Origin of the sequence: Blastochloris tepida (assembly GCF_003966715.1) — a bacterium.
In the GTDB taxonomy this organism is placed as follows: Bacteria; Pseudomonadota; Alphaproteobacteria; order Rhizobiales; family Xanthobacteraceae; genus Blastochloris; species Blastochloris tepida.
Genome location: NZ_AP018907.1, coordinates 3,377,308 through 3,402,137, shown reverse-complemented (window position 1 = coordinate 3,402,137; position 24,830 = coordinate 3,377,308). Strand labels below are relative to the sequence as shown.

General features: G+C 67.7%; 24 protein-coding genes. 11 read left to right on the top strand and 13 right to left on the bottom strand.

The annotated features are described in order from the left end of the window. Positions 1–91: 91 nt before the first annotated feature. The 10 genes from mdh (at position 92) to BLTE_RS15380 (ending at position 11,889) form a co-directional block, all read left to right on the top strand. Positions 92–1,057 carry a malate dehydrogenase gene (gene mdh, locus BLTE_RS15425; RefSeq protein ID WP_126401521.1) on the top strand — a complete coding sequence of 322 codons (966 nt, stop codon included), beginning with the start codon at positions 92–94 and terminating at the stop codon, positions 1,055–1,057. Positions 1,058–1,188: 131 nt separating this feature from the next. Further along, on the top strand, positions 1,189–2,385 hold the full coding sequence (sucC, locus tag BLTE_RS15420; protein WP_126401520.1) for an ADP-forming succinate--CoA ligase subunit beta: 1,197 nt from the start codon (positions 1,189–1,191) through the stop codon (positions 2,383–2,385). Positions 2,386–2,500: 115 nt separating this feature from the next. Continuing rightward, positions 2,501–3,064, top strand: coding sequence for an endonuclease domain-containing protein (locus tag BLTE_RS15415; protein ID WP_244600016.1), 564 nt, complete (start codon positions 2,501–2,503; stop codon positions 3,062–3,064). After that, a complete protein-coding gene (sucD, locus tag BLTE_RS15410; RefSeq protein WP_126401519.1) occupies positions 3,052–3,936 on the top strand; it encodes a succinate--CoA ligase subunit alpha in 885 nt (294 codons plus the stop codon). Before BLTE_RS15415 ends, sucD begins: the two co-directional genes overlap by 13 nt. Before the next feature lie 197 nt (positions 3,937–4,133). Continuing rightward, positions 4,134–7,100, top strand: a complete 2,967-nt coding sequence (locus BLTE_RS15405) for a 2-oxoglutarate dehydrogenase E1 component (protein WP_126401518.1) — start codon at positions 4,134–4,136, stop codon at positions 7,098–7,100. Between the two features lie 60 nt (positions 7,101–7,160). Then, positions 7,161–8,402, top strand: coding sequence for a 2-oxoglutarate dehydrogenase complex dihydrolipoyllysine-residue succinyltransferase (gene odhB / locus BLTE_RS15400; RefSeq protein WP_126401517.1), 1,242 nt, complete (start codon positions 7,161–7,163; stop codon positions 8,400–8,402). Continuing rightward, positions 8,402–8,734: a nucleotidyltransferase domain-containing protein gene (locus tag BLTE_RS15395; RefSeq protein ID WP_126401516.1), complete on the top strand. Its 333-nt coding sequence runs from the start codon at positions 8,402–8,404 to the stop codon at positions 8,732–8,734. Before odhB ends, BLTE_RS15395 begins: the two co-directional genes overlap by 1 nt. A 4-nt stretch (positions 8,735–8,738) precedes the next feature. Next, positions 8,739–10,139 carry a dihydrolipoyl dehydrogenase gene (lpdA, locus tag BLTE_RS15390; protein ID WP_126401515.1) on the top strand — a complete coding sequence of 467 codons (1,401 nt, stop codon included), beginning with the start codon at positions 8,739–8,741 and terminating at the stop codon, positions 10,137–10,139. A 255-nt stretch (positions 10,140–10,394) separates the two neighbouring features. Continuing rightward, complete coding sequence (gene rpsU / locus BLTE_RS15385; RefSeq protein ID WP_126401514.1) at positions 10,395–10,670, top strand: 30S ribosomal protein S21; 276 nt, start codon at positions 10,395–10,397, stop codon at positions 10,668–10,670. A 325-nt stretch (positions 10,671–10,995) separates the two neighbouring features. Then, a complete protein-coding gene (locus tag BLTE_RS15380) occupies positions 10,996–11,889 on the top strand; it encodes a tetratricopeptide repeat protein (RefSeq protein WP_244600015.1) in 894 nt (297 codons plus the stop codon). 312 nt (positions 11,890–12,201) lie between these two features. Here the strand turns inward: BLTE_RS15380 and BLTE_RS15375 are convergent, their stop codons facing one another. Genes BLTE_RS15375 through sdhC form a run of 4 tightly spaced genes read right to left on the bottom strand, consistent with a single transcriptional unit; the run spans position 12,202 to position 15,665 of the window. Then, positions 12,202–12,981: a succinate dehydrogenase iron-sulfur subunit gene (locus tag BLTE_RS15375; protein WP_126401513.1), complete on the bottom strand. Its 780-nt coding sequence runs from the start codon at positions 12,979–12,981 to the stop codon at positions 12,202–12,204. A gap of 41 nt (positions 12,982–13,022) precedes the next feature. Next, positions 13,023–14,858, bottom strand: a complete 1,836-nt coding sequence (gene sdhA / locus BLTE_RS15370; RefSeq protein WP_126401512.1) for a succinate dehydrogenase flavoprotein subunit — start codon at positions 14,856–14,858, stop codon at positions 13,023–13,025. Between the two features lie 5 nt (positions 14,859–14,863). After that, positions 14,864–15,259, bottom strand: coding sequence for a succinate dehydrogenase, hydrophobic membrane anchor protein (gene sdhD, locus BLTE_RS15365; RefSeq protein ID WP_126401511.1), 396 nt, complete (start codon positions 15,257–15,259; stop codon positions 14,864–14,866). A gap of 7 nt (positions 15,260–15,266) precedes the next feature. Further along, positions 15,267–15,665, bottom strand: a complete 399-nt coding sequence (gene sdhC / locus BLTE_RS15360; protein ID WP_126401510.1) for a succinate dehydrogenase, cytochrome b556 subunit — start codon at positions 15,663–15,665, stop codon at positions 15,267–15,269. Positions 15,666–15,962: 297 nt separating this feature from the next. On the opposite strand from sdhC, the gene BLTE_RS15355 reads away from it, so the two are divergent. Further along, positions 15,963–16,907 (top strand): LysR substrate-binding domain-containing protein, encoded by a 945-nt coding sequence (locus tag BLTE_RS15355; RefSeq protein ID WP_126401509.1) that lies wholly within the window; start codon positions 15,963–15,965, stop codon positions 16,905–16,907. Between the two features lie 438 nt (positions 16,908–17,345). Here BLTE_RS15355 and BLTE_RS15350 read toward each other — a convergent pair whose 3' ends face one another. The 9 genes from BLTE_RS15350 to BLTE_RS15310 form a co-directional block, all read right to left on the bottom strand. Continuing rightward, positions 17,346–18,398, bottom strand: a complete 1,053-nt coding sequence (locus BLTE_RS15350) for a MaoC family dehydratase (protein ID WP_126401508.1) — start codon at positions 18,396–18,398, stop codon at positions 17,346–17,348. Between the two features lie 3 nt (positions 18,399–18,401). Beyond that, positions 18,402–19,292, bottom strand: a complete 891-nt coding sequence (locus tag BLTE_RS15345) for an HpcH/HpaI aldolase/citrate lyase family protein (protein WP_126401507.1) — start codon at positions 19,290–19,292, stop codon at positions 18,402–18,404. A gap of 181 nt (positions 19,293–19,473) precedes the next feature. Beyond that, positions 19,474–19,821 carry an ArsR/SmtB family transcription factor gene (locus BLTE_RS15340; RefSeq protein WP_126401506.1) on the bottom strand — a complete coding sequence of 116 codons (348 nt, stop codon included), beginning with the start codon at positions 19,819–19,821 and terminating at the stop codon, positions 19,474–19,476. A 560-nt stretch (positions 19,822–20,381) separates the two neighbouring features. Next, on the bottom strand, positions 20,382–20,609 hold the full coding sequence (locus BLTE_RS15335; protein WP_126401505.1) for a sulfurtransferase TusA family protein: 228 nt from the start codon (positions 20,607–20,609) through the stop codon (positions 20,382–20,384). 92 nt (positions 20,610–20,701) lie between these two features. Continuing rightward, positions 20,702–21,208 (bottom strand): sulfur carrier protein DsrE2, encoded by a 507-nt coding sequence (gene dsrE2 / locus BLTE_RS15330; protein WP_126401504.1) that lies wholly within the window; start codon positions 21,206–21,208, stop codon positions 20,702–20,704. A 124-nt stretch (positions 21,209–21,332) separates the two neighbouring features. Then, positions 21,333–22,397 carry a YeiH family protein gene (locus BLTE_RS15325; RefSeq protein WP_126401503.1) on the bottom strand — a complete coding sequence of 355 codons (1,065 nt, stop codon included), beginning with the start codon at positions 22,395–22,397 and terminating at the stop codon, positions 21,333–21,335. 199 nt (positions 22,398–22,596) lie between these two features. Beyond that, entirely contained in the window at positions 22,597–23,880 is a 1,284-nt protein-coding gene (locus BLTE_RS15320; protein WP_126401502.1) for an NAD(P)/FAD-dependent oxidoreductase, read from the bottom strand. Positions 23,881–23,979: 99 nt separating this feature from the next. Then, positions 23,980–24,210 carry a DUF6967 family protein gene (locus tag BLTE_RS15315; protein ID WP_126401501.1) on the bottom strand — a complete coding sequence of 77 codons (231 nt, stop codon included), beginning with the start codon at positions 24,208–24,210 and terminating at the stop codon, positions 23,980–23,982. Next, positions 24,207–24,422 (bottom strand): sulfur relay protein DsrC, encoded by a 216-nt coding sequence (locus BLTE_RS15310; protein ID WP_126401500.1) that lies wholly within the window; start codon positions 24,420–24,422, stop codon positions 24,207–24,209. The genes BLTE_RS15315 and BLTE_RS15310 overlap by 4 nt, the downstream gene beginning before the upstream one ends. Positions 24,423–24,830: the final 408 nt, after the last annotated feature.

Below are 24,830 nucleotides of genomic sequence, written 5' to 3'. Positions count from 1 at the left end.
CTTCGTCCATCGGGCCTTCGTCCATCCGGACCCTGCGTCCACCAGGACCTTCGTCCACCAGGAACATTCGACCACCAGGAACCAGCAGCTCATGGCGCGCAACAAGATTGCCCTGATCGGCGCTGGCCAGATCGGCGGCACCCTCGCCCATCTCGCCGGCCTCAAGGAACTCGGCGACATCGTCCTGTTCGACATCATGGAGGGGATTCCCCAGGGCAAGGCGCTCGACCTCGCCGAGTCCTCCCCGGTCGACGGCTTCGATGCCAAGCTCACCGGCACCCAGAGCTATGAGGCGATCGAGGGCGCCGACGTGGTGATCGTCACCGCCGGCGTGCCGCGCAAGCCCGGCATGAGCCGCGACGATCTGCTCGGCATCAATCTCAAGGTCATGGAGCAGGTCGGCGCCGGCATCCGCAAATACGCGCCGAACGCCTTCGTGATCTGCATCACCAACCCGCTCGACGCCATGGTGTGGGCGCTGCAGAAGGCCTCCGGCCTGCCCAAGAACATGGTGGTCGGCATGGCGGGCGTGCTCGACAGCGCGCGCTTCCGCTACTTCCTGGCCGAGGAGTTCGGCGTCTCGGTCGAGGACATCACCGCCTTCGTGCTGGGCGGTCACGGCGACACCATGGTGCCGCTGCCGCGCTACTCCACCGTCGCCGGCATCCCGCTGCCCGACCTCGTCAAGATGGGCTGGACCAGCCAGGAGCGGCTCGACAAGATCATCCAGCGCACCCGCGACGGCGGCGCCGAGATCGTCAACCTGCTCAAGACCGGCTCGGCCTTCTATGCGCCGGCGGCGTCCGCCATCGTCATGGCCGACGCCTACCTCAAGGACAAGAAGCGGGTCATGCCCTGCGCCGCCTATCTCAACGGCCAGTATGGGCTGAAGGACATCTATGTCGGCGTGCCGGTGGTGATCGGCGCCAAGGGTGTCGAGCGCGTGGTCGAGATCCATCTCGACCGCGACGAGCGCGTGATGTTCGACAAGTCGGTCGCCTCCGTGCAGGGCCTGATCGAGGCCTGCATCAAGATCGCGCCCGATCTCGGTCAGTGAGAAACGCCGCGGGCAAGGCGCGCCGGTGCAGCCTGCACCGGCGCCGGCCCTGAACCCGCGGATCGAACAGCAATCAGGGATGAACACCTTGCCGTGGCCGTGACGGCCGCGGGAGGAGGGGCAGGGACCACATGAATATTCACGAATACCAAGCCAAGGCGGTGCTGAAGACATTCGGCGTGCCGGTGTCGCGCGGCGTCGCCATCTTCAAGCCCGAGGAAGCCGCCGCCGCGGCCAAGGAGCTCGGCGGTCCGCTGTGGGTGGTGAAGTCGCAGATCCACGCCGGCGGCCGCGGCAAGGGCAAGTTCAAGGAGCCGGCGGCCGGCGACAAGGGCGGCGTGCGCCTCGCCAAGTCGGTCGAGGAGGTCGAGACCTACGCCGCGCAGATGCTCGGCAACACGCTGGTGACCGTGCAGACCGGCCCGGCTGGCAAGGTGGTCCACCGCCTCTATATCGAGGAAGGCTCCGACATCGAGAAGGAGCTCTATCTGTCGATGCTGGTCGACCGCTCGACCTCGCGCATCGCCTTCGTGGTCTCGACCGAGGGCGGCATGGACATCGAGGCCGTGGCCCACGACACGCCGGAAAAGATCGTCAGCTTCTCGATCGACCCGGCCACCGGCATCATGCCGCACCACGGCCGCACGCTGGCGCGTGCGCTCGGCCTCAAGGGCGACCTCGCCAAGCAGGCCGGCGAGCTGGCGACGCAGCTCTATACGGCGTTCGTCGCCAAGGACATGACGATGCTGGAGATCAATCCGCTCATCGTCACCAAGGACGGCAAGCTGCGCTGCCTCGACGCCAAGATCGCCTTCGAGGGCAACTCGCTCTACCGCCACCCCGACGTGGTGGCGCTGCGCGACCTCACCGAGGAGGACGAGAAGGAGATCGAGGCGTCGAAGTACGACCTCTCCTACGTCGCGCTCGACGGCACCATCGGCTGCATGGTCAACGGCGCCGGTCTCGCCATGGCGACCATGGACATCATCAAGCTCTATGGCGAGGAGCCGGCCAACTTCCTCGACGTCGGCGGCGGCGCCTCCAAGGAAAAGGTCACCGCGGCGTTCAAGATCATCACCGCCGATCCGAACGTGAAGGGCATCCTGATCAACATCTTCGGCGGCATCATGAAGTGCGACGTGCTGGCCGAGGGCGTCATCGCCGCGGTCAAGGAGGTCGGCCTCAACGTGCCGTTGGTGGTGCGCCTCGAAGGCACCAATGTGGAGAAGGGCAAGGCGATCATCAACGCGTCCGGCCTCAACGTGATCTCGGCCGACGACCTCGACGACGCCGCCCAGAAGATCGTCAGCGCGGTGCGCGGAAAGTGACCGGTGCCGGGCGCGGGCGCTGCGGTGCGGGAACCCCCACCCGGCGCTGACGCGCCGACCTCCCCCTTCCAGGGGGAGGTTGAACGGCACCATGGCTGGTGAAGAGGAGCGGCGGATGATCGAAGCCGTCATGGCGGATCAGGCCTCACCTCCCCCTGCAAGGGGGAGGTCGGCGAGCGACGCTCGCCGGGTGGGGGTCGCCGACGCTCCGCGCTTCAACCGCACGGCGGCGAAGACCGCGCGGGCACGGGCCCTGCGGCTCGAGGCGACCGATGCGGAACGGCGGCTGTGGATGCGGCTTCGCGGTCGCGGAGTCGATGGCGCCACCTTCCGCCGGCAGCATCCGGCCGGCCCGTACGTGCTGGACTTCTTCTGTCCGGCCTTGCGGCTGGCGGTCGAGATCGACGGCGGCCAGCACGGGGAGGCCCGGCAGGCGGCGCGCGATCACCGGCGCACGGTCTGGCTGCAGGAACGTGGCGTCACGGTCCTGCGCTTCTGGAACAATGACGTGACGCAGAACCTCTCCGGCGTGATCGAGACGATCGCGGCGCAGGTGGCTGCGTTGCGGGCCGCTGGACTTTCTTCCACCCGGCGCTGGCGCGCCGACCTCCCCCTGCAGGGGGAGGTGACCCCGATCAACCCTCCGCTCCAGGCGAGAGACGCTGAATGTCCATCCTGATCGACAGCAACACCAAGGTCATCTGCCAGGGCTTCACCGGCAAGAATGGCACCTTCCACTCCGAGCAGGCCATCGCCTACGGCACCAAGATGGTCGGCGGCACCTCGCCCGGAAAGGGCGGCTCGACCCATCTCGGCCTGCCGGTGTTCGACACCGTCGCCGAGGCGCGCGAGGCCACCGGCGCCGATGCCTCGGTGATCTACGTGCCGCCGCCTGGCGCGGCCGACGCCATCTGCGAGGCGATCGATGCCGAGATCCCGCTGATCGTCTGCATCACCGAGGGCATTCCGGTGCTCGACATGGTGCGGGTGCGCCGTGCGCTCGAAGGCTCGAAGTCGCGCCTGATCGGCCCGAACTGCCCGGGCGTGCTGACCGCTGGCGAGTGCAAGATCGGCATCATGCCGGGCAACATCTTCAAGCCGGGCTCGGTCGGCGTGCTGTCGCGCTCCGGCACGCTGACCTATGAGGCGGTGTTCCAGACCTCGCAGGTCGGTCTCGGCCAGTCGACCGCGGTCGGCATCGGCGGCGATCCGGTCAAGGGCACCGAGTTCATCGACATGCTGGAGCTGTTCCTCGCCGACCCCAAGACCGAGTCGATCATCATGATCGGCGAGATCGGCGGCTCGGCCGAGGAAGAGGCGGCGCAGTTCCTGATCGACGAGGCCAAGCGCGGCCGCAGGAAGCCGATGGTCGGCTTCATCGCCGGCGTCACCGCCCCGCCCGGCCGCCGCATGGGCCATGCCGGCGCCATCATCTCCGGCGGCAAGGGCGATGCCGGCAGCAAGATCGCGGCGATGGAAGCCGCCGGCATCAAGGTGTCGCCCTCGCCGGCCCGCCTCGGCAAGACCCTGGTCGAAGTGCTGAAGGGCTGACACGAACTTGGCAAGGCGCCGGCGGCATCCGCCGGCGCCTTTCCGCAGACGGCTCGGCCCAGAGCGGGCCGCACCAGCAACGAGGCCGCTGTCTCAATTGCGGTCCACCCACGGGGCCGTTTCCGGGCGTCCGAAGGGATCGACCGGAAACCGTATGACTGCAAAGCGGGAGCGCCGTGGCGCTCCGGAGGTGTCGCATGGCACGCCAGGACAAGAACAAGCTGCTCGCCCAGACCGCGTTCCTCTCCGGCGGCAGCGCCGCCTATATCGAGGATCTCTACGCCCGCTTCCAGACCGATCCGGCGGGGGTGGAGGCGCAGTGGCGCGACTTCTTCGCCGATCTCGACGAGAACCGCGGCGAGGCCGCGCGCAGCGCCCGCGGCGCCTCGTGGAAGCGCGCCGACTGGCCGGTGCCGGCCAATGGCGAGCTGGTCTCCGCGCTCGACGGCAACTGGTCGGCGCTGGAGAAGACGGTCGGCGAGCGCATCCGCGCCAAATCCGCCGAAGCCAGCCGCGGCGCCGTCATCTCCGAGGAGCAGATCCAGCGCGCCTCGCGCGACTCGGTGCGCGCGATCATGATGATCCGCGCCTTCCGCATGCGCGGCCATCTGCACGCCGACCTCGATCCGCTGGGCATCGCTACCCGCCACGACCATGGCGAGCTCGATCCCGTCTCGTACGGCTTCACCGAGGCCGACTACGACCGCAAGATCTTCATCGACCACGTGCTCGGCCTCGAATTCGCGACCGTGCGCGAGATGCTGGTCATTCTCCGCCGCACCTACTGCCAGACGCTCGGCGTCGAGTTCATGCACATCTCCGATCCGATGGAGAAGGCGTGGATCCAGGAGCGCATCGAGGGTCCGGACAAGGAGATCCACTTCACCCGCGAGGGCAAGCGCGCCATCCTCAACAAGCTGGTGGAGGCCGAGGGCTTCGAGAAGTTCCTCGATGTCAAATACACCGGCACCAAGCGCTTCGGCCTCGACGGCGGCGAGGCGGTGATCCCGGCGATGGAGCAGATCATCAAGCGCGGCGGCCATCTCGGCGTGCGCGAGATCGTGCTCGGCATGGCCCACCGCGGCCGGCTCAACATGCTGGCGCAGGTGATGGGCAAGCCGCACCGCGCGCTGTTCCATGAGTTCAAGGGCGGCTCGTTCCACCCCGACGATGTCGAGGGCTCGGGCGACGTCAAGTATCACCTCGGCGCCTCGTCGGATCGCGAGTTCGACGGCAACAAGGTGCATTTGTCGCTGACGCCGAACCCCTCGCATCTCGAGATCGTCGATCCGGTGGTGCTGGGCAAGGTGCGCGCCAAGCAGGACCAGCTTCACTGCCAGCCGGACGACCGGCGCGCGGTGCTGCCGCTCTTGATCCATGGCGACGCGGCGTTCGCCGGCCAGGGCGTGGTGGCGGAGTGTCTCGGCCTGTCGGGGCTGCGCGGCCACCGCACCGGTGGCTCGATCCACTTCATCGTCAACAACCAGATCGGCTTCACCACCGATCCGCGCTTCTCGCGCTCCTCGCCCTATCCGTCGGACGTGGCGAAGATGGTCGAGGCGCCGGTGCTCCACTGCAATGGCGACGACCCCGAGGCGGTGGTCTATGCCGCGAAGATCGCCACCGAGTTCCGCCAGCGCTTCCAGAAGCCTGTCGTCATCGACATGTTCTGCTACCGGCGCTTCGGCCACAATGAGGGCGACGAGCCGGCCTTCACCCAGCCCTTGATGTACAAGCGCATCCGCTCGCATCCGACGGTGCTGCAGCTCTACGGCAGGAAGCTGGTCGAGGAAGGCGTCGTCACCGACGGCGAGATCGAGAAGATGAAGGCCGACTGGCGCGCCCGGCTCGATGCCGAGTACGAGGCCGGTCAGGCGTTCCGCCCCAACAAGGCCGATTGGCTCGACGGCCGCTGGGCCGGCATCAAGGCGGCCAAGGACGCCGAGGATCCGCGCCGCGGCGATACCGGCGTGCCGGTCGAGACGCTGAAGGAGGTCGGCCTGCGGATCACCGAGGTGCCGGCGGGCTTCCACGTCCACCGCACCATCCATCGCGTGCTCGAAGGCCGCCGCAAGATGATCGAGAGCGGCGAGGGCATCGACTGGGGCATGGCCGAGGCGCTGGCGTTCGGCTCGCTGTGCGTCGAGGGCTACAATGTGCGCCTGTCGGGCCAGGATTCGGAGCGCGGCACCTTCTCGCAGCGCCATTCGGTGCTGACCGACCAGGAGACCGAGGAGCGCTACACGCCGCTCAACCACATCCGCGACGGCCAGGCCCGCTACGAGGTCATCAACTCGATGCTCTCGGAGGAGGCGGTGCTCGGCTTCGAATACGGCTATTCGCTGGCCGAGCCCAACACGCTGGTCGCCTGGGAAGCGCAGTTCGGCGACTTCGCCAATGGCGCGCAGGTGGTGTTCGACCAGTTCCTGTCGGCGGGCGAGCGCAAGTGGTTGCGCATGTCCGGCCTCGTCTGCCTGCTGCCGCACGGCTATGAGGGGCAGGGGCCCGAGCATTCCTCGGCGCGGCTGGAGCGCTATCTGCAGCTCTGCGCCGAGGACAACATGCAGGTCGCCAACTGCTCGACGCCGGCCAACTACTTCCACATCCTGCGCCGGCAGTTGAAGCGCGACTTCAGGAAGCCGCTGATCCTGATGACGCCGAAGTCGCTGCTGCGCCACAAGCGCGTGGTGTCGCATCTCGACGACATGGTGTCGGGCACGTCGTTCCACCGCGTGCTGCTCGACAGCGCCCAGAGCATGCCGACCGATCGCGTCAAGCTGGTCTCCGACGACAAGATCCGCCGCGTCGTGATGTGCTCGGGCAAGGTCTATTACGACCTGTTCGAGGAGCGCGAGCGGCGCGGCGTCGACGACGTCTATTTCCTGCGGCTGGAGCAGCTCTATCCGTTCCCGGCCAAGGCGCTGCTGCACGAGCTGCAGCGCTTCAAGCACGCCGAGATGGTGTGGTGCCAGGAGGAGCCGCGCAACATGGGCGCGTGGTTCTTCGTCGAGCCCTACATCGAATGGATCCTCGGCCAGATCGGGGCGAAGACGCGGCGGCCGCGCTATGTCGGCCGTCCGGCGGCGGCGGCCACCGCCACCGGCCTGATGTCCAAGCACCTCGCGCAGCTCCAGGCGTTCCTCGACGAGGCGCTGGCGGCCTGAGACCGGCGGCAAACCCGCGGCACATATTGGGAGGCGCCCCCGGCGGGCGAAGAAGAGACGATGACGATGGAAATCCGCGTTCCCACGCTCGGCGAGTCGGTCACCGAGGCCACCATCGGCCGCTGGTTCAAGAAGCCCGGCGAGGCGGTTGCCGCCGACGAGCCGCTGGTCGAGCTCGAGACCGACAAGGTCACCGTCGAGGTGCCGGCGCCGGCCGCCGGCGTGCTGGCCGAGGTGCTGGCCAATCCGGGCGACGCCGTCGGCGTCGGCGCGGTGCTGGGCCTGCTGCAGGAAGGGGCCGCCGGCGGCGCCAAGCCGGCGGCGAAGAGCGCGCCTGCGCCCGCGCCTGTCGCCGCGGCCCCGGCCGCGAAGCCCGCCGTCGAGCACGGCCCGGCGGTGCGCCGGCTTGCCGCCGAAAGCGGCATCGATCCGTCAACCGTCGCCGGCACCGGCAAGGACGGCCGCGTCACCAAGGGCGACATGCTGGCCGCCGCCGCCGCGCCTGCGCCGGCCCCCGCCTATGCCCCGGCGCCCGCGCCGGTGCGGGCGCCCGCGCCGGCCGCGCCGATCAAGGTGCGCGCCCCCTCCGCGCCCGACGACAGCGCGCGCGAGGAGCGCGTGCGCATGTCCAAGCTGCGCCAGACCATCGCCCGGCGGCTGAAGGAGGCGCAGAACACCGCCGCCATGCTGACGACGTTCAACGACGTCGACATGAGCGCGGTGATGAACCTGCGCAACGAATACAAGACGCCGTTCGAGAAGAAGCACGGCGCGCGGCTCGGCTTCATGGGTTTCTTCGTCAAGGCCTGCGTGCAGGCGCTGCGCGAGATGCCGGCGGTGAACGCCGAGATCGACGGCGAGGACATCGTCTACAAGAACTATTACCACGTCGGCGTCGCCGTCGGCACCGACAAGGGCCTCGTCGTGCCGGTGGTGCGCGACGCCGACCGCCTCACCATCGCCGAGATCGAGAAGGTGATCACCGCCTACGGCAAGCGCGCCCGCGACGGCCAGCTCACCATCGAGGACATGCAGGGCGGCACCTTCACCATCACCAATGGCGGCGTCTACGGCTCGCTGATGTCGACGCCGATCCTCAACGCACCGCAGTCGGCGATCCTCGGCATGCACCGCATCGAGGAGCGGCCGGTGGTGCGCGGCGGCCAGATCGTGGCGCGGCCGATGATGTATCTGGCGCTGTCCTACGACCACCGCATCATCGACGGCAAGGACGCCGTCACCTTCCTGGTGCGGGTGAAGGAAGCGCTGGAGGATCCGACCCGGCTGGTGCTGGACGTGTGATGGATCCGGAACTTCTTATTTGGTTCCCACGTATCGCGGAATGGGCGCGATCTGTACCGCAAATCAAAGAGGTTTGGGTGTTTGGAAGCCGTGCGCGCGGCAACCATAGACCTGACAGCGATCTTGATGTTGCGGTTGTTATGGCCGACGGGGACGAGGGGCAGAGGTTAGGTAATTGGTTCGCGCTTGCCAAAAATTGGGAAACGGAACTGAGCATGCTGATCTCTGTGAGGGTGGACCTTGATATCGGAGATGCTGATATCGCGACTAGCGTAGTCGCTCCCGCCCTTGCTCGTGAAGGAATTTGCGTGTTCCGCCGAACAATGGAATGATTTCATGACCTACGATCTGATCGTCATCGGCACCGGCCCCGGCGGCTATGTCTGCGCCATCCGCGCCGCCCAGCTCGGCCTCAAGGTCGCGGTGGTCGAGAAGCGCAAGGCGTTCGGCGGCACCTGCCTCAATGTCGGCTGCATCCCGTCGAAGGCGCTGCTGCACGCCTCCGAGCTGTTCGATGAGGCCGGCCACGCCTTCGCCAAGATGGGCATCAAGGTCGGCAAGCCGGCGCTCGACCTCAAGACCATGATGGCCTTCAAGCAGGAGGCGATCGACGGCAACGTCAAGGGCATCGAGTTCCTGCTCAAGAAGAACAAGATCGACAGCTTTCACGGGCTCGGCACCATCCTCGCCCCCGGCCGCGTCCAGGTCACAGCCGAGGACGGCGCGACCCAGGTGCTCGAGGCCGCCGCGATCGTCATTGCCACCGGCTCGGACGTCGCCCAGCTTCCCGGCATCGCCATCGACGAGACCCGCATCGTCTCCTCCACCGGCGCGCTGGCGCTCGATCACGTGCCGGGCAAGCTGGTGGTGGTCGGCGCCGGGGTGATCGGGCTCGAGCTCGGCTCGGTGTGGCGGCGGCTCGGCGCCGAGGTGACGGTGGTCGAGTTCCTCGACCGCATCCTGCCCGGCATGGATTCGGAGGTGTGTCGTCAGTTCCAGCGCATCCTCGAGCGCCAGGGCTTCACCTTCCGCCTCGGCTCCAAGGTCAGCGCCATCGACACTTCGGGCAAACAGCTCAGCCTCACCGTCGAGCCGGCGGCCGGCGGCGAGGCGTCGAAGATCGAGGCCGATGTGGTGCTGGTGGCGATCGGCCGGGTGCCGTTCACCGCCGGGCTGGGGCTTGAGGCGGTAGGCGTGGCGCTCGACCAGAAAGGCCGCGTCGTGGTCGACGAGCATTACGCCACCACCGTGCCCGGCATCTACGCCATCGGCGACGTCATCGCCGGGCCGATGCTGGCGCACAAGGCCGAGGAGGAGGGCGTGGCGGTGGCCGAGCTGCTCGCCGGCCGCGCCGGCCACGTCAATTATGCGGTGATCCCCGGCGTGCTCTACACCGCGCCGGAGGTGGCGACCGTCGGCCGCACCGAGGACGGGCTGAAGAAGGACGGCATCGCCTACAAGGTCGGCAAGTTCCCGTTCACCGCCAATGGCCGCGCCAAGGCCAACCAGCAGACCGAGGGCTTCGTGAAGATCCTGGCCGATGCGGCGACCGACCGGGTGCTCGGCGTCCACATCATCGGCTCGGACGCCGGCAACATGATCGCGGAAGCCGCCATCGCCATGGAGTTCGGCGCGAGCGCCGAGGACATCGCCCGCACCTGCCACGCCCACCCGACGCTGCCGGAGGCGGTGAAGGAGGCGGCGCTGGCGGTCGACAAGCGCGCGCTGCACATCTGACCGGTTTCCGGCCGATCCCGTCGGGATGCCGGACACCGTAAGGCGCGCCTGTCGAAACGGCAGGCCGCGCCCGCCGACGCGGGAAACCGCGTATCGGCACGATTCCGGCGCGGGAGGCCGCGGACGCCATGGACAAATGGTGCCGGTTTTGCTAAGGGCGCGGCCGCGGCGTCGATCCCTGCGCGAAGCCTCTCGCGCAGCGGGGCCGCCGTTCCCGTTTGATCCCGTTTTGACCAGGACCCGAAAGGCACACGCGTGCAGGTCATCGTTCGCGACAATAATGTCGATCAGGCTCTCAAGGCGCTGAAGAAGAAGATGCAGCGCGAGGGCATTTTCCGCGAGATGAAGCTTCGCGGCCACTATGAGAAGCCGTCCGAGAAGAAGGCCCGGGAGAAGGCGGAGGCCGTGCGCCGCGCCCGCAAGCTGGCGCGCAAGCGTGCCCAGCGCGAAGGCCTGCTCCCGAGCAAGCCGAAGGTGCTGCGCCCGGGCATGGGCGGCCCCGGCGGCATGAGCCGCGCGCCGCGCGCCTGACCGGGCGGTCCGCCGGCAGCATTTTCCGCAGGGCCTCGGGACGGGCCTGCGATCGGAAATGCGGGATTCAGGGTCTTAACAGGGTTTTGGAGCGTCCGGTCCGACCGTTTCCGGTATCCCGCAGGGATCGACCGGCAGCCGTATCGGATGATGCCCCAACTGCAGACGCGATGACACGGACGCGCGAACGGGCCGGCGGGTCCGGCGCGCGTCGTTGCTTGAAACGCGCCCTCATGCGGCGCGGACAGTCCGCCGGCCGGGGAATTTTGCGTGGCGGATGGGCCGTCGCCCCGAGAACGCCGCATTGTCGACCGAACACCCCGTGATGAACACAGCGATGGATATGGGCCTGCGCAACGCGATCCGGCGCAACGCGATCCGGCGTCTTGCCGCGGTGGCGGCGGCCGGGTTTCTGATGGCCGGCTGCCAGACGGTGGGTGTCGGCGTTGGCGCCGGCAGCGATGACGACGATCTTCGCTATGCCGCCTCGACCAACCTCCAGTCGCTGACCGAGGTGGTGCAGCGCAATCCCAACGATCCGCAGGCCTACAACATGCGCGGATCGGTCTATGGCCGCGCCGGCCAGTACCAGGAGGCGCTGGCCGACTTCAACCGCGCCATCCAGATCGACCCCAACTACGCCCAGGCCTACGCCAACCGCGCGCTGGTGCACCAGAAGATGCGCCGGTCGGATCAGGCGCTGGCCGACTACAACGCCGCCATCCGCATCGACCCCTCCTATTCGGCGGCCTTCGTCGGGCGCGGCACGGTCTATCGCCTGCAGGGACAGGCCAATCAGGCGCTGGCCGATTTCAACAAGGCGATCGAGCTGAAGCCGGACAACGCCCAGGCCTACCACAATCGCGGTCTGGTCTATCAGTCGCAGGGCCAGCACAAGTTCGCCATCGACGACTTCTCCACCGCCATCGGGCTGGCGCCGAACGTGTCCGAGCCGTTCGTGGCGCGCGGCATGTCCTACATGGCGCTGAACGACCCCAAGATGGCGGCCGACGACTTCGACGAGGCGGTGACGGCAGACGCGGGCAATATCGACGCCTGGGTCGCCCGCGGCCAAGCCTATGAGAAGATCGGCGACAAGGAGAAGGCGGCCGGCTCCTACGCCAAGGCGCTGAACCTGAACCAGAACTACACCGCGGCGCGCGAGGGCTTCCAGCGCGTCGGCGGCTCGTTCGGCCGGCAGTACCAGCTGTTCAATTGACCTTCTGGCCGGTGGCTTGACCCGCCGCCGTCATGGCCGGGCTCCGTCCCGGCCATCAACGTCTTTGTTTACAAAGAATTTTCCGGTATTCCGAAGGGGTCGACTGGAAACCGTCGGAGATGCTTGCGCGCGCTCACCGTGGTCATCGCCGGGCTTGTCCCGGCGATCTCGATGGGATCGCGGCGGTGTCGTCCAAGAGGGCGGCCGGCGGGATGACCAGGGTGTCGGGATCGCCGGGACAAGCCCGGCGATGACCGGGACTGTTCCGGCCATGCTGTCCGGACCCGCAGGTTCCCGTCCACGCAAACCCGATCAGGTCTGGCGCTCGACCAGCATCCGCTTGATCTCGGCGATCGCCTTGGCCGGGTTGAGGCCCTTGGGGCACGCCTTCGAGCAGTTCAGGATGGTGTGGCAGCGGTAGAGCCGGAACGGATCCTCGACATGGTCGAGCCGCTCGCCGGTGAACTCGTCGCGGCTGTCGATCAGCCAGCGATAGGCCTGCAGCAGCACCGCCGGGCCGAGATAGCGGTCGGCGTTCCACCAGTAGCTCGGGCACGAGGTGGAGCAGCAGAAGCACAGGATGCACTCATAGAGCCCGTCGAGCTTGGCGCGGTCCTCGTGCGTCTGGATCCATTCCTTCTCGGGCGCCGGCGTCACCGTCTTCAGCCACGGCTCGATCGCCGCGTGCTGGGCGTAGATGCCGGTGAGGTCGGGCACCAGATCCTTCACCACCGGCATGTGCGGCAGCGGATAGATCTTGATGACCCCCTTCACCTCGTCCATGCCCTTGGTGCAGGCGAGCGTGTTGGTGCCGTCGATGTTCATCGCGCAGGAGCCGCAGATGCCTTCGCGGCACGAGCGGCGGAAGGTCAGCGTCGGATCGATCTTGTTCTTGATCCAGATCAGCGCGTCGAGAACCATCGGCCCGCAGTCGTCGCGATCGACGAAATAGGTGTCGATGCGCGGGTTCTGGCCGTCCTCGGGATTCCAGCGATAGACGTGCAGCTCGGTGACGTTGACCGCACCGTGCGGGTGCGGCCACACCTTGCCATTCGTGACCTTGGAGTTCTTCGGCAGCGTGAACTGGACCATCGGTCCCTCGTCTTGAAGTCGTTGCGGACGGCGGCCGCGCGTCAGTAGACGCGCTTTTTCGGTTCGATGTATTCGATGTCGGTGGACAGCGTGTAGGTGTGCACCGGCCGGTAGTCGATGGTCACCGACTTCTTGACCGGGTCGGCCCACAGCAGCGTGTGCTTCATCCAGTTGGCGTCGTCGCGGTCGGGATGATCCTCGCGGGCGTGGGCGCCGCGCGATTCGGTGCGGTTTGCCGCAGCCTCCATCGTCACCGTCGCCTGGGCGATGAGGTTGTCGAACTCCAGCGTCTCGACGAGGTCGGAGTTCCAGATCAGCGAGCGGTCGGAGACCCGGATGTCGTCGGCGGCCTGCCAGACCTGATGGATCAGCGTCTTGCCCTCTTCCAGCACCTCGCCGGTGCGGAACACCGCGCAGTTCGACTGCATCACCTTCTGCATCTCGAGACGCAGCGTGGCGGTCGGCGTCGCGCCGGTGGCGTGGCGCAGGCGGTCGAGCCGGGCCAGCGCCGGCTCATAGGCGTCCTTGGGCAGCGGCGCGTGGCGGGCGCCGCGATCGGTGGTCTCGGCGCAGCGCGCCCCGGCGGCGCGGCCGAACACCACGAGGTCGATCAGCGAGTTGGAGCCCAGCCGGTTGGCGCCGTGCACCGACACGCAGGCGGCCTCGCCGATGGCGAACAGGCCCGGCACCACATGGTCGGGGTTGCCGTCGGTCTTGGTCAGCACCTCGCCGTGATAATTGGTCGGGATGCCGCCCATATTGTAGTGGACGGTCGGGATCACCGGGATCGGCTCGCGCGTGACGTCGACGCCGGCGAAGATCTTGGCGCTCTCCGAGATGCCGGGCAGGCGCTCGGCCAGCACCGCCGGATCGAGATGGTCGAGGTGCAGGAAGATGTGGTCCTTGTTCTTGCCGACGCCGCGGCCCTCGCGGATCTCGATGGTCATCGAGCGCGACACCACGTCGCGCGAGGCCAGATCCTTGGCGGAGGGCGCGTAGCGCTCCATGAAGCGCTCGCCCTCGGAATTGACGAGGTAGCCGCCCTCGCCGCGCGAGCCCTCGGTGATCAGGCAGCCCGAGCCGTAGATGCCGGTCGGGTGGAACTGCACGAACTCCATGTCCTGCAGCGGCAGGCCGGCGCGCAGCACCATGGCGTTGCCGTCGCCGGTGCAGGTGTGGGCGCTGGTGGCCGAGAAATAGGCGCGGCCGTAGCCGCCGGTCGCCAGCACCGTCTTGTGGGCGCGGAAGGCGTGCAGCGTGCCGTCGTCGAGCTTGAGCGCGATCACGCCGCGGCAGGCGCCGCCGTCCATGATCAGGTCGAGCGCGAAATACTCGACGAAGAACTCGGCCCGGTGCTTCAGCGCCGCGCCGTACATGGTGTGCAGCATGGCGTGGCCGGTGCGGTCGGCGGCGGCGCAGGTGCGTTGCGCGATGCCCTTGCCGAAATGCGTGGTCATGCCGCCGAACGGGCGCTGGTAGATCTTGCCGTCCTCGGTGCGCGAGAACGGCACGCCCCAGTGCTCCAGCTCGTAGACGGCGGCCGGGGCGTTCCGCACCATGTACTCGATCGCGTCCTGGTCGCCGAGCCAGTCGGAGCCCTTGACGGTGTCGTACATGTGCCAGCGCCAGTCGTCCTCGCCCATATTGCCGAGCGAGGCGGCGACGCCGCCCTGCGCCGCAACGGTGTGCGAGCGGGTCGGGAACACCTTGGTGACGCAGGCGGTGCGCAGGCCGGCCTCCGAGCAGCCGACCACCGCGCGCAGGCCCGCGCCGCCGGCGCCGACCACCACCACGTCATAGGCGTGCTCGATCACCGGATAGGCCGCGCCGGTGAACGCCGGCGCCGCGGCGCCGTTGGAAGAACCGTTGGTCGACATGGCGCTCAGCCCCCGAAAGCGATCTTGAGAACGGCGAACGCGCCGGTGGCGCCGACCGCATAGCTGAAGAAGGTGTTCAGCATCAGCGCGGCGAACTTGATCGGCTCGGAGTGGACGTAGTCCTCGAGGATCACCTGCATGCCGATCTTCATGTGATGGACGCCGGTGGCGATCACCAGCACCAGCGGAATGGCGAGAAGCGGGTTGGCGATCCACTGCACCACGGTCGCGTGGTCCTTGCCGGCCAGGAACGCCAGCGCGAAGGCCAGGACGAAGGTGAGCGGGATCAGCGCCACGCCGGTGACGCGCTCGGCCCAGAAATGCTCGGTGCCGCGCTTGGCCGAGCCGAGGCCGCGGGCCCGCGCCATCGGCGTGCGAATCGAGGAGTTGGATCCGGACATGGTGGCCTCAGCGCAGGAAATAGGCGGCCGCCCAGACGGCGGCGGTCAGGGCACCGGAGAAGACGAACGAGGCCTGGGTGAGCACTTCGCGCGCCACCGGGCCGAAGCCCCGGCCGAAATCCCAGATGAAGTGGCGGATGCCGCCGGCCATGTGCTGGAACAGCGCCCAGGTGTAGCCGATCAGCACGACCTGGCCGGCCCAGGTGCCGAACGCCCAGTTGACGAGATCGAACCAGGCCGGCGAGGTGGCGGCGGCGACCAGCCAGGCCACCAGCAGCAGCGTGCCGAGATAGAGCGCGGCACCGGTGATGCGGTGCAGGATCGAGCTCATCATCGTCAGCATCGGCCGGTAGATCATCAGATGCGGCGACAACGGCCGTTCGACGGGGCTTCGCACCTCTGCCATTCCTTCGACTCCTGCCTCTGCTCGGCTGCCGGCGGCGGACAAACCTGACGACCGGACCAGCACCTGCCCGCTCAGCCAAGGCGTCCTGACGACAATCGCGTGTCAGGCCGTTGACATTGACCATAAGGGACGGACCGGCGGCCGGCCGCGGCCGTCACGCTCGAAACGCGCGCCGCCGCCGGCGGGATCCCGGCACGTGCCGTGCATCACTTCGCCGAAGACGAAGGTGACGGATGCCATGTGGTCACGCAATCTGTTTTTTGTCTAAGATGCCTTCGCCGTTGACGAAGGGTCCCTATGCGCTTCGACCTGATCGACCTCGACCTGTTCCGCCACGTCGCCGAGGCCGGCAGCATCACCGCCGGCGCGGCGCGGGCCAATCTGGCGCTGGCGGCGGCCTCCACCCGCCTGCGCAAGATGGAGGCCTCGCTCGGCGCGGCGCTTTTGGTGCGCGGCCGCCAGGGCGTGACCCCCACCAATGCCGGACGCACGCTGCTGCAGCACGCCCGGCTGATGCTGGCCCATGCCGAGCAGATGAATGCCGAGCTTGCCGCCTATTCCGGCGGGCTCGCCGGTCAGGTGCGGGTGCTGTCCAACACCAATGCGCTCACCGAGTTTCTGCCCGAGGCGCTGAGCGCCTTTCTCGCCGCCAATCCCAAGATCAGCGTCGATATCGAGGAGCGGCTGTCCGACGAGATCGTGGTGCTGATCGCCGAGGGCGTGGCCGACATCGGCATCGTCGCCGGCACGGTCGATACCGGCTCGCTCGAAACCTTCCCATTCCGCTCCGACCGTTTCGTGCTGGTGGTGGCGGCCGATGCGCCGCTGGCGGCGGAAGGCCGCGTCACCTTCTCCGACGTGCTGGACCATGATTTCGTCGGGCTCGACCGCGCCTCGGCGCTGCAGCGCTTCCTCGCCGACAAGGCGGCGCGCATCGGCCGGCAGCTGCGCCTGCGGGTGCAGCTGCGCTCATTCGACGCGGTCTGCCGCATGGTGGAATGCGGGGTCGGGCTCGGCATCGTGCCGCAGAGCACGGCGAACCGCGCCATGCGCGCCATGGCCATCCGCACCGTCGATCTCGACGACCCCTGGGCCCAGCGCGAGCTCACCATCTGCGTGCGGAGAATGGTCGAGCTTGCGCCCTACAGCCGCCGGCTGGTCGAGCATCTGCGAGACCAGCCGGGGCTGGACGCGCCGTCTCGTCCCTCGCCCCTTGCAGGAGAGGGGGCCGAGCGATCCTGAGGATCGCGAGGCGGGCGAGGGGGACGCGTGAGTTGGAAGAACCCCTCACCCGGATCGCTGACGCGATCCGACCTCTCCCGCAAGGGGCTACGGTATTCATGGATCTGAATCGCCTGGGCCGAGAGAGATCGAGCCGAAACGCGATCTCTTTCGGCGTGACTTGCGCCTGCGGCGTCTGGCACAAGCCCGCCGTCGTCATGGCCGGGCTTGTCCCGGCCATCCACGTCTTTGTTTTCAAATAGGTTTTCAAGACGTGGATGCCCGCGACAAGCGCGGGCATGACGAGTTCAATCCTGCGGCCCCCGGTAACTGCCGATCCACCGCGTTCTCGATGAGACAACCGCAGCCTGTTCATTAAGCCATTGATGGCTCAGCACAGAATCAGATCCGTGAATGCCGTAGCCCGCAAGGGGAGAGGTAAGGAAGAGAGGCGCCCCTCTACCGCGGCAGCAGCACCCAGTAGTCGAAGTCAAGGATCACCGCCGGGTCGTAGTCCTCGCCGGTCTTGTCGGGGAACAGCGTTGTCGGCTTGTCCTTGGTGGCGATGGTGCGGATGCGCAGCGCGCCGACATCGCTGCGCGCCGGCAGCGGCTGCTTGTCCAGCACCTCGCTCCACGCGAAAACCGTCTCGCCGGCGAACAGCGGCGCCACGTGCCGCCCGCCATTGATGGCGGCGACGTGGAAGGCATTCGCGAGGCCGTTGAACGACAGCGCGCGGGCGAGCGAGATGACGTGGCCGCCATAGATCAGCCGCCGGCCGAACCGGCCCTTGCCCTCGGAATGCTGGTTGAAGTGCACCTTGGCGGTGTTCTGATAGAGGCGGGTGGCGATCTGATGCTCGGCCTCCTCCACCGTCATGCCGTCGACATGGTCGATCCGCTCACCGACCTCATAGTCGTCATAGCGGTAGGGGCTGCCGGCCAGCGCCTCGTTCCACTCGGCGGTGTCGATGCGCGGGCAGGCGGTGCCGAGCGCGGCGGGCGCCAGCGCCTTGGGCAGCGTCGGCACGTGCTGCTCGACAACTGGGGCGCTCTCGTCGCGCTTGCGCACCATCACCCAGCGCACATAGTCGAGCACTTCCTCGCCGTGCTGGTTGAAGCCGGTGGAGCGGACATAGACCACGCCGGTCTTGCGGTTGGAGTTCTCCTTCAGCCCGATCACCTCGGACACCGCATGCAGCGTGTCGCCGGGATAGACCGGCTTCAGGAACCGCCCGCCGGCATAGCCGAGATTGGCGATGGCGTTCAGCGACACGTCCGGCACCGTCTTGCCGAACACGATGTGGAACACCAGCAGGTCGTCGACCGGGCTCCTGGGATAGCCGACCGTGGCGGCGAAGGCGTCCGACGACTGCACCGCAAAGCGCATGCCGTAGAGCGCGGTATAGAGGCTGACGTCGCCCACCGTCACCGTGCGCGGCACGGCGTGGCGGATCATCTGGCCGAGGCGGAAGTCCTCGAAGAAATTGCCGGCGGAGGTCTTGGGGTGCATGGCTCAGGCTCCCTCGCGGGCGGCGATGGACGAGGCGATGGCCACCACCCGGCGCGCCATCTCGGCGTGCAGGCGCTCGACCATCCTGCCCTCGACCTGCAGCGCACCCTTTCCTGAAGCTTCGGGCGCATCGAACGCGGCGATCACCGTGCGCGACCACGCGACCTCCTCCGGCGTCGGCGAGAAGGCGGCGTTGCAGGGGGCGACCTGATTGGGGTGGATCAGCGTCTTGCCGTCGAAGCCGAGGTCGCGGGCCTCAGCGCATTCGCGCTTGAACCCTTCCTCGTCGGCGAGCGCATTGTAGACGCCGTCGGCGATGTCGAGGCCGTTGGCGCGGGCGGCGGCGACGCAGGTCATCAGCCAGGGCAGCATCGGGGCGCGGCCCGGCACCCAGCGGGCGCGGGTGTCCTTGGCCAGATCGTTGGTGCCCATCACGAAGCCGGCAAGCCGGGTGAGGGGATCGCGCGCCGCGTCGGCGATCTCCAGCGCCGCCAGCATGGCCCGCGGCGTCTCCATCATCGCCCACACCCGCGTCGCCTCCGGCGTGCCGGCCTCGGCCAGCACCCGGCCGATGCGGACGAGGTCCTCGGGGTCGGACACCTTGGGGATCAGGATGACGTCGGGGGCGGCCGCAGCAGCGGCCTCGAGGTCGGCCGCGCCCCACGGCGTGTCGAGGCCGTTGATGCGGATGAACACCTCGCGCAAGCCGAAGCCGCCGGCCTTGACCGCGGCCGCAACCTGGGTGCGGGCGACCTCCTTGGCGTCGGGCGCCACCGCATCTTCCAAATCGAGGATCAGGCAGTCGGCCGGCAAGGTGCGGGCCTTTTCCAGGGCGCGGGCGTTGGAGCCCGGCATATAGAGCACGCTGCGGCGCGGACGGAGAGACGTGGCCATGGCGAAAGGTTCCGGTCGGTCCTATGGGGTGGTGGACCCTAGCCGCGCCGGTCGCGATCGCAAGCCCTCCTTAGGGGTGAGGGCGCGTCAGATGCTCCGTCGACACCGCGCCGCCGGCCTTCAAGGCCCGCGCCTCGAGGCCCGGACCCCGGCCCACGCACTGAGCGGCGGCGGCACGTGGTCAGCGGCGGCGGCGCTTGGGCTGGCAGAACACCTCGTAGAGCGCGCCGAGGATGACGCGGACATCGTCCGAGGCGAGGCTGTAATAGATGGTCTGGCCGTCGCGCCGGGTGGTGACCAGCCCGTCCAGCCGCAGCCGGGCGAGCTGCTGGGACACGGTGGCTTGGCGCTGCGACAGCAGCTCCTCAAGCTCGCCGACGGATTTCTCGCCCTCGGCCAGCATGCACAGGATGACCAGCCGGGACTGGTGGGCCAACGCCTTGAGGAAGTCGCTCGCCTCCTGGGCGTTGGCGAGCATCATCTCGGAATCAAGCGGCGCCTTGATTTGTTTCAACTTGACAGACGGCATTTGTGTCCTCAGTCCGCCAGCAAAGCTAGATCACCCTCATTTCGCTGTCAAAGAAGGTGGCGGGAAATGCTGGCGGTCATCATCGTTTGGCGGCGGCGCGCCAAGTTCGGGCACGCCGGGCCCTCGCTTCGAGGGCTTCATAGGAATGAATATCAAAATTATTAAATATATTGCACCGCGTCAAGCGCAACGCAGCCGGCCCCGCGCTCGGTGGGGTCGTGTCCAACGCTGCGCGGGTGCGGGTCCAGGGTGCGGGGCGGGTCAGGCGGGTTTCCCCCGCTGCCGTCATCGCCGGGCTTGTCCCGGCCATCCGCGTCTTTGTGTCTGCGAATGTTTGTGAAGGGCGGCGCCCGCGTGCGGCAGATTCCTGTGACATAATACAGGCTTTCCGGCAGGCGCGGGCTTGGCGGGACAGTTCGTGCGGCTCCTGCTCCACGCAGGATCGCGGCGGCACGCCACGTTTCGGTTTGCCGGCTATTTATTTGGAGCGCTCAAGCGTTCGGCCGTCTGCCCGGATGCCGGCCGCCGCGCCTGCCCGGACGCGGCAGCCGGCTTGGCGCTCACCCGGTGTGCTTGATGAGGAAGCGGTAGACGCCGTCGGCGGACGACGATTCGAGCAGCTCGTTGCCGGTCGAGCGGCAGAAGGCGGCGAAGTCGGCAACCGAGCCCGGATCGGTCGCCAGCACCTCGAGCGTACCGCCCGACGGCACCTCCTTCAGCGTCTTCTTGGCACGCAGAATCGGCAGCGGGCAGTTGAGCCCCTTGGCGTCGAGCACCTTGTCGGCCATGAGTTTTCCTCCAATGTCGGTCGGCTTCTTATGCGGTCGGCTTGTTATGCAGGGCCGGTCATATGGCCGGTGCCAGTGCCGGCCGCGGCCGGTCAGATGTAGAGATTGATGTCGGAGGCCAGCGCCTTCTCCATGTAGGTGGCGGCCCCCCCGAGCGCGACGCCGGGGATCATGTCCTCGGTCTTGAGCTCGAACAGATCCATCGTCATCTGGCAGGCGATGATCTTGACGTCGGCCTCGATCGCCGCCTCGCGCAGCTCCTCCACCGAGGCCACACCCTTGTTCTTGATCATGTTCTTCATCATCGCCGTGGCCCCGGCCTCGACGCCCGGCAGCATGGCGACGATGTTGGGCATGCCCATGTGCATGCCCATCATCGGCATCTTCATCGCCGGATTGCCGAGCGGCGACACCTGGAGATCGAGCTTCTTCTGCAGCAGCGACAGGCCGTAGAAGGTGAAGAACATGGTCACCTCGACGCCCATCGCCGCCGCCGTGGTGGCCAGGATGAAGGGCGGATATGCCCAATCGAGCGTGCCCTTGGTGACGATGATCGTCATCGTCTTCGCATTGCCGTCGCCGTTCGCCGCCTCAGCCATGTCTCCCCCCTCTCGCGGCATGACGCACCGCATTGTTTAAGTTTCATACATTTCAATATACGAATGCGCAAAGCCAGGTTTGTCAACAAGCCCAACCTCTCGCGCGGAGAAATTCGCGGCCGCTCTATCCGAGGATCAGCAGCCACACCAAGGGCAGGACGAAGATCACCAGGGTCGCGCCCAGCACCACGAGCAGATGCTGCGGGCCGATGCGCAAAATGGTGGCGAGCGAGGTGTTGAAGCCGAGCGCGGCGATGGCGATCAGCAGGCCCCAGCGCGACGCCTCGACCAGCGCCGACTTGATCTCCACCGGCAGGATGCCGACGCTGTTGATGGCGACGAACACCAGGAACATGATGGCGAACACCGGCACCGGCACCTTCGCCTTGTGCACGTCGCCGCCCTCGGCCGCGAACCACCAGCCGACCAGAAGCACCACCGGCAGCAGCATGAAGACGCGGAACAGCTTGACCACGGTGGCGACATTGCCGGCGGTGTCCGACACCGCATAGCCGGCACCGACCACCTGGGCGACGTCGTGGATGGTGGCGCCGAGGAAGATGCCGATGGTGCGCTCGTCGAACCCCAGCCCGGCGCAGATCGGCGGGTAGAACACCATGGCCAGCGTCGCCAGGATGTTCACCGTGACCGCGACGAACGCCATGTCGGACTCGCGGCCCTTGTAGTGCGGCAGCACCGAGGCCGTGGCCAGCGCCGCCGAGGCGCCGCACACCGCCGTGGCGCCGCCGGCGATCGCGCCGTAGGAATCGCTGCGGCCGAGCAGGCGGGCCAGCGCCACGCCGGACGCCAAAGTGGCCGCCATCGACACGATGACCATGACCGCCGTTCCCAGGCCCAGGCCGATGATGTCAGACAGCGCGATCTTCAGGCCGAACAGCGCGATCGCCCAGCGCAGCAGCTTCTTGATGGCAAACGTCATGCCCGGCGTGAAGGCCGGCCGCGCGACCAGCGGGTGGAACGCCATGCCGATGAGGAGCGCGATCACCGGTGCGGTGATGGTGACGGGCGTGCCGACCAGCGCCAGCATCGCCTTGGTGCCCCACGGCTCGATCTGGACCGAGACGAAGGCGAGAATGGCGCAGAGAACGAGACCCGGCGCGAGGGCGATCGCCGACCCGAGAGGGCCGGTCGCCGCCCCCTCGCCTCCGGCAGGCTTGTCGAGCGACATACGGGAATCCTTCCTAGCGGGGTGGCAGGGCGGCGGGGCAGGGAACGCGAGCGCCCGGCCCGCGCGGCGGCGCCGACCGGCAATTTCTGGACGCGCGCCATCGCGCCCCGAAGCGGGAGCGGTGGCCGGCGTCAGGACTGTGTTGTCGAACCCGGTGGGCGTCGGCCGATGCGGCCGGGCGCCCCGACCGGGAACCGGATCAGTCGGTGGTGACCTTCTTCAGCTTGCCGATGCCGAGGATGTCGAGCATCGCCTTCTCGTAGAACGGCTCGCTCTCGCCGCGGCGCATCTTGCGGATGAAGTATTTCTCGAAGGCGATCTTGGCATTGTGCACCCAGACGCCGGACGACGACCAGTTGACATTGCGCGGCGGAATCTGCGGCTGGGCGACGAAGGCGACGCCGGAATCGCCGAAGTCGGCGAGGCAGACGGCGTTCCAGGTGCCCTGGTGGGTGGGCTGTTCGCCGCGCAGGATCTGGGCGATGTTGTTGGCGGTCGCCGTCACCATCGACTCGATCATGAAGCCGGTCTTGGGGATGCCGCAGGGAACCGGCGTCGGCCCGATCGGCGGAATGGCGACGCAGACGCCGACCGCGAACACGTTCCTGTAGGTCGGGTTCTGCTGGTGCTGGTCGATCAGCACGAAGCCGCGCGGATTGACCAGACCCTCGATGCCGCGCAGCGCTCCGATGCCGCGGAACGACGGCAGCATCATCGAGAAGGCGAACGGCAACTCGGTGGTCTTCTTGATCGAGCCGTCGTCGGCGATCTCCTCGATGGTCATCTTGCCGGGCTCGACCGCCTTCACCCGGGCGCTGGTGATGAACTTGATGTGGTGCTGGCGCATCTCGCCTTCGAGCAGGCCCTTGGTGTCGCCGACGCCGTCGAGCCCGAGGTGGCCGATATAGGGTTCGGCGGTCACGAAGGTCATCGGCACCTTGTCGCGGATGCGGCGCCGGCGCAGCTCGGTGTCGAGGATGAAGGTGTACTCGTAGGCCGGGCCAAAACAGGAGGCGCCCTGCACCGCGCCGGTGACGATCGGGCCGGGGTTCTTGCAGAACTCCTCGAACTTGGCGGCCGCCTCGGTGGCGTGGTCGACGTGGCAGATCGAGGTGGTGTAGCCCTCCGGCCCGAGCCCCTCGATCTCGTCGAACGCCAGCTCCGGACCGGTGGCGATGATCAGGAAGTCGTAGGAGATCGACGAGCCGTCGGCGAGATCGACACGGTTCTGGTCCGGATGCACCCGGGTCGCCGGCATCGGCCGGAAATCGATGCCGCGCCGGGCGAACACCGGGGCGAGATCGACCTCGACCGCCTCGCGCGTCCGCCAATTGACAGCCACCCACGGATTCGACGGAACGAAATGATAGATCGGATCCTTGGTGATGACGGTGAGGGTGTCTCCCTTCCCCATCTGATCCTTCATCTCGTAGGCCATGATGACGCCGCCGAGGCCGGCGCCCAGGATCACGATATGTGCCACCGCGTTTCTCCCCACTCTTTCCGTTCGGCGCCGGGCTTGACGTTGGCGTCGTGTGTTGTGGTCCCGGCGCGAAGCTTCCGTATTCGTACGATGCTGCGATTATGAGGCGCAGCGGCTCGAGTCACAACCGGCCTGGCTGTTCGACCATTCGGTCATGACCCGCCCCCACTCGGCCGCGCTTCGCGCATCGAGATCGAGGACGGTGAAGCGCCGGCCCTCCCGGATCGTGATGCGCAGCAGGCGCATGCCGCTCTCGAACGGCACCTCGTCGAGCCGCACCTCCCGCCCATAAGGGGCGACGATCACATCGAGCCGGGTCTTGTCGGTCATTGCGCCGTGCCTGCATCGGGGCGCGCCTGCGCCGACAGGAAGATCAGTTCGAGCCGCATGTCCCAGTCGCGCGGCGTATCGGCGAATTCCGGCTTGATGTCGAAATAGAGGTGGATCTCGCCCGAGGCGGCCGCCGCCTCCACCAGCGTCTCAAGCTGGCGGAAGCTCACAAGCTCGGGATGGGCGATCATCAGGTCGCTGATCTGGATCATGCGGCCGCTCCCGCGCCTTGAATGCCGGGATCGGTGGCGTTCCGCGTGCCGCCGCTCCGCCCGCCGCCGGCGGGCGCGGCCCAAGCCTGTGAAGGCCCGCGCCCTCGCTCCGGCATCCGCTGTCCAATCCGCATCCCGTCCTCCCGCGGCGGCCCAAACGAGCCGCCATCCCGTTGCGTTTCCGTCGCTTTCGGCCGGCCGCTACGACAAGCGGATCGCCGGTCCCGCGGGGCGAAACCGCCGCGCCCGCGGCCATTCATTTTTTTATTCGCACATTCGAATTTTTTGTTATTATGCGCACAACAAGCATGCTTGGAAAGAGCATTGTGACGCAGGCCAGGGCGCAACGCCCCATGCGTGGAGCACCGCGAAGACGGCGCCCCGAGGCCTAGCGAAAGGGAAGGAAAC

Excerpts from the sequence above, each read along its gene's own strand:
- mdh (WP_126401521.1), top strand. The coding sequence starts at position 92 with ATGGCGCGCAACAAGATTGCCCTGATCGGCGCTGGCCAGATCGGCGGC.
- sucC (WP_126401520.1), top strand. The coding sequence starts at position 1,189 with ATGAATATTCACGAATACCAAGCCAAGGCGGTGCTGAAGACATTCGGC.
- BLTE_RS15415 (WP_244600016.1), top strand. The coding sequence starts at position 2,501 with ATGATCGAAGCCGTCATGGCGGATCAGGCCTCACCTCCCCCTGCAAGG.
- sucD (WP_126401519.1), top strand. The coding sequence starts at position 3,052 with ATGTCCATCCTGATCGACAGCAACACCAAGGTCATCTGCCAGGGCTTC.
- BLTE_RS15405 (WP_126401518.1), top strand. The coding sequence starts at position 4,134 with ATGGCACGCCAGGACAAGAACAAGCTGCTCGCCCAGACCGCGTTCCTC.
- odhB (WP_126401517.1), top strand. The coding sequence starts at position 7,161 with ATGACGATGGAAATCCGCGTTCCCACGCTCGGCGAGTCGGTCACCGAG.
- BLTE_RS15395 (WP_126401516.1), top strand. The coding sequence starts at position 8,402 with ATGGATCCGGAACTTCTTATTTGGTTCCCACGTATCGCGGAATGGGCG.
- lpdA (WP_126401515.1), top strand. The coding sequence starts at position 8,739 with ATGACCTACGATCTGATCGTCATCGGCACCGGCCCCGGCGGCTATGTC.
- BLTE_RS15380 (WP_244600015.1), top strand. The coding sequence starts at position 10,996 with ATGAACACAGCGATGGATATGGGCCTGCGCAACGCGATCCGGCGCAAC.
- BLTE_RS15375 (WP_126401513.1), bottom strand. The coding sequence starts at position 12,981 with ATGGTCCAGTTCACGCTGCCGAAGAACTCCAAGGTCACGAATGGCAAG.
- sdhA (WP_126401512.1), bottom strand. The coding sequence starts at position 14,858 with ATGTCGACCAACGGTTCTTCCAACGGCGCCGCGGCGCCGGCGTTCACC.
- sdhD (WP_126401511.1), bottom strand. The coding sequence starts at position 15,259 with ATGTCCGGATCCAACTCCTCGATTCGCACGCCGATGGCGCGGGCCCGC.
- sdhC (WP_126401510.1), bottom strand. The coding sequence starts at position 15,665 with ATGGCAGAGGTGCGAAGCCCCGTCGAACGGCCGTTGTCGCCGCATCTG.
- BLTE_RS15355 (WP_126401509.1), top strand. The coding sequence starts at position 15,963 with ATGCGCTTCGACCTGATCGACCTCGACCTGTTCCGCCACGTCGCCGAG.
- BLTE_RS15350 (WP_126401508.1), bottom strand. The coding sequence starts at position 18,398 with ATGCACCCCAAGACCTCCGCCGGCAATTTCTTCGAGGACTTCCGCCTC.
- BLTE_RS15345 (WP_126401507.1), bottom strand. The coding sequence starts at position 19,292 with ATGGCCACGTCTCTCCGTCCGCGCCGCAGCGTGCTCTATATGCCGGGC.
- BLTE_RS15340 (WP_126401506.1), bottom strand. The coding sequence starts at position 19,821 with ATGCCGTCTGTCAAGTTGAAACAAATCAAGGCGCCGCTTGATTCCGAG.
- BLTE_RS15335 (WP_126401505.1), bottom strand. The coding sequence starts at position 20,609 with ATGGCCGACAAGGTGCTCGACGCCAAGGGGCTCAACTGCCCGCTGCCG.
- dsrE2 (WP_126401504.1), bottom strand. The coding sequence starts at position 21,208 with ATGGCTGAGGCGGCGAACGGCGACGGCAATGCGAAGACGATGACGATC.
- BLTE_RS15325 (WP_126401503.1), bottom strand. The coding sequence starts at position 22,397 with ATGTCGCTCGACAAGCCTGCCGGAGGCGAGGGGGCGGCGACCGGCCCT.
- BLTE_RS15315 (WP_126401501.1), bottom strand. The coding sequence starts at position 24,210 with ATGACCGACAAGACCCGGCTCGATGTGATCGTCGCCCCTTATGGGCGG.
- BLTE_RS15310 (WP_126401500.1), bottom strand. The coding sequence starts at position 24,422 with ATGATCCAGATCAGCGACCTGATGATCGCCCATCCCGAGCTTGTGAGC.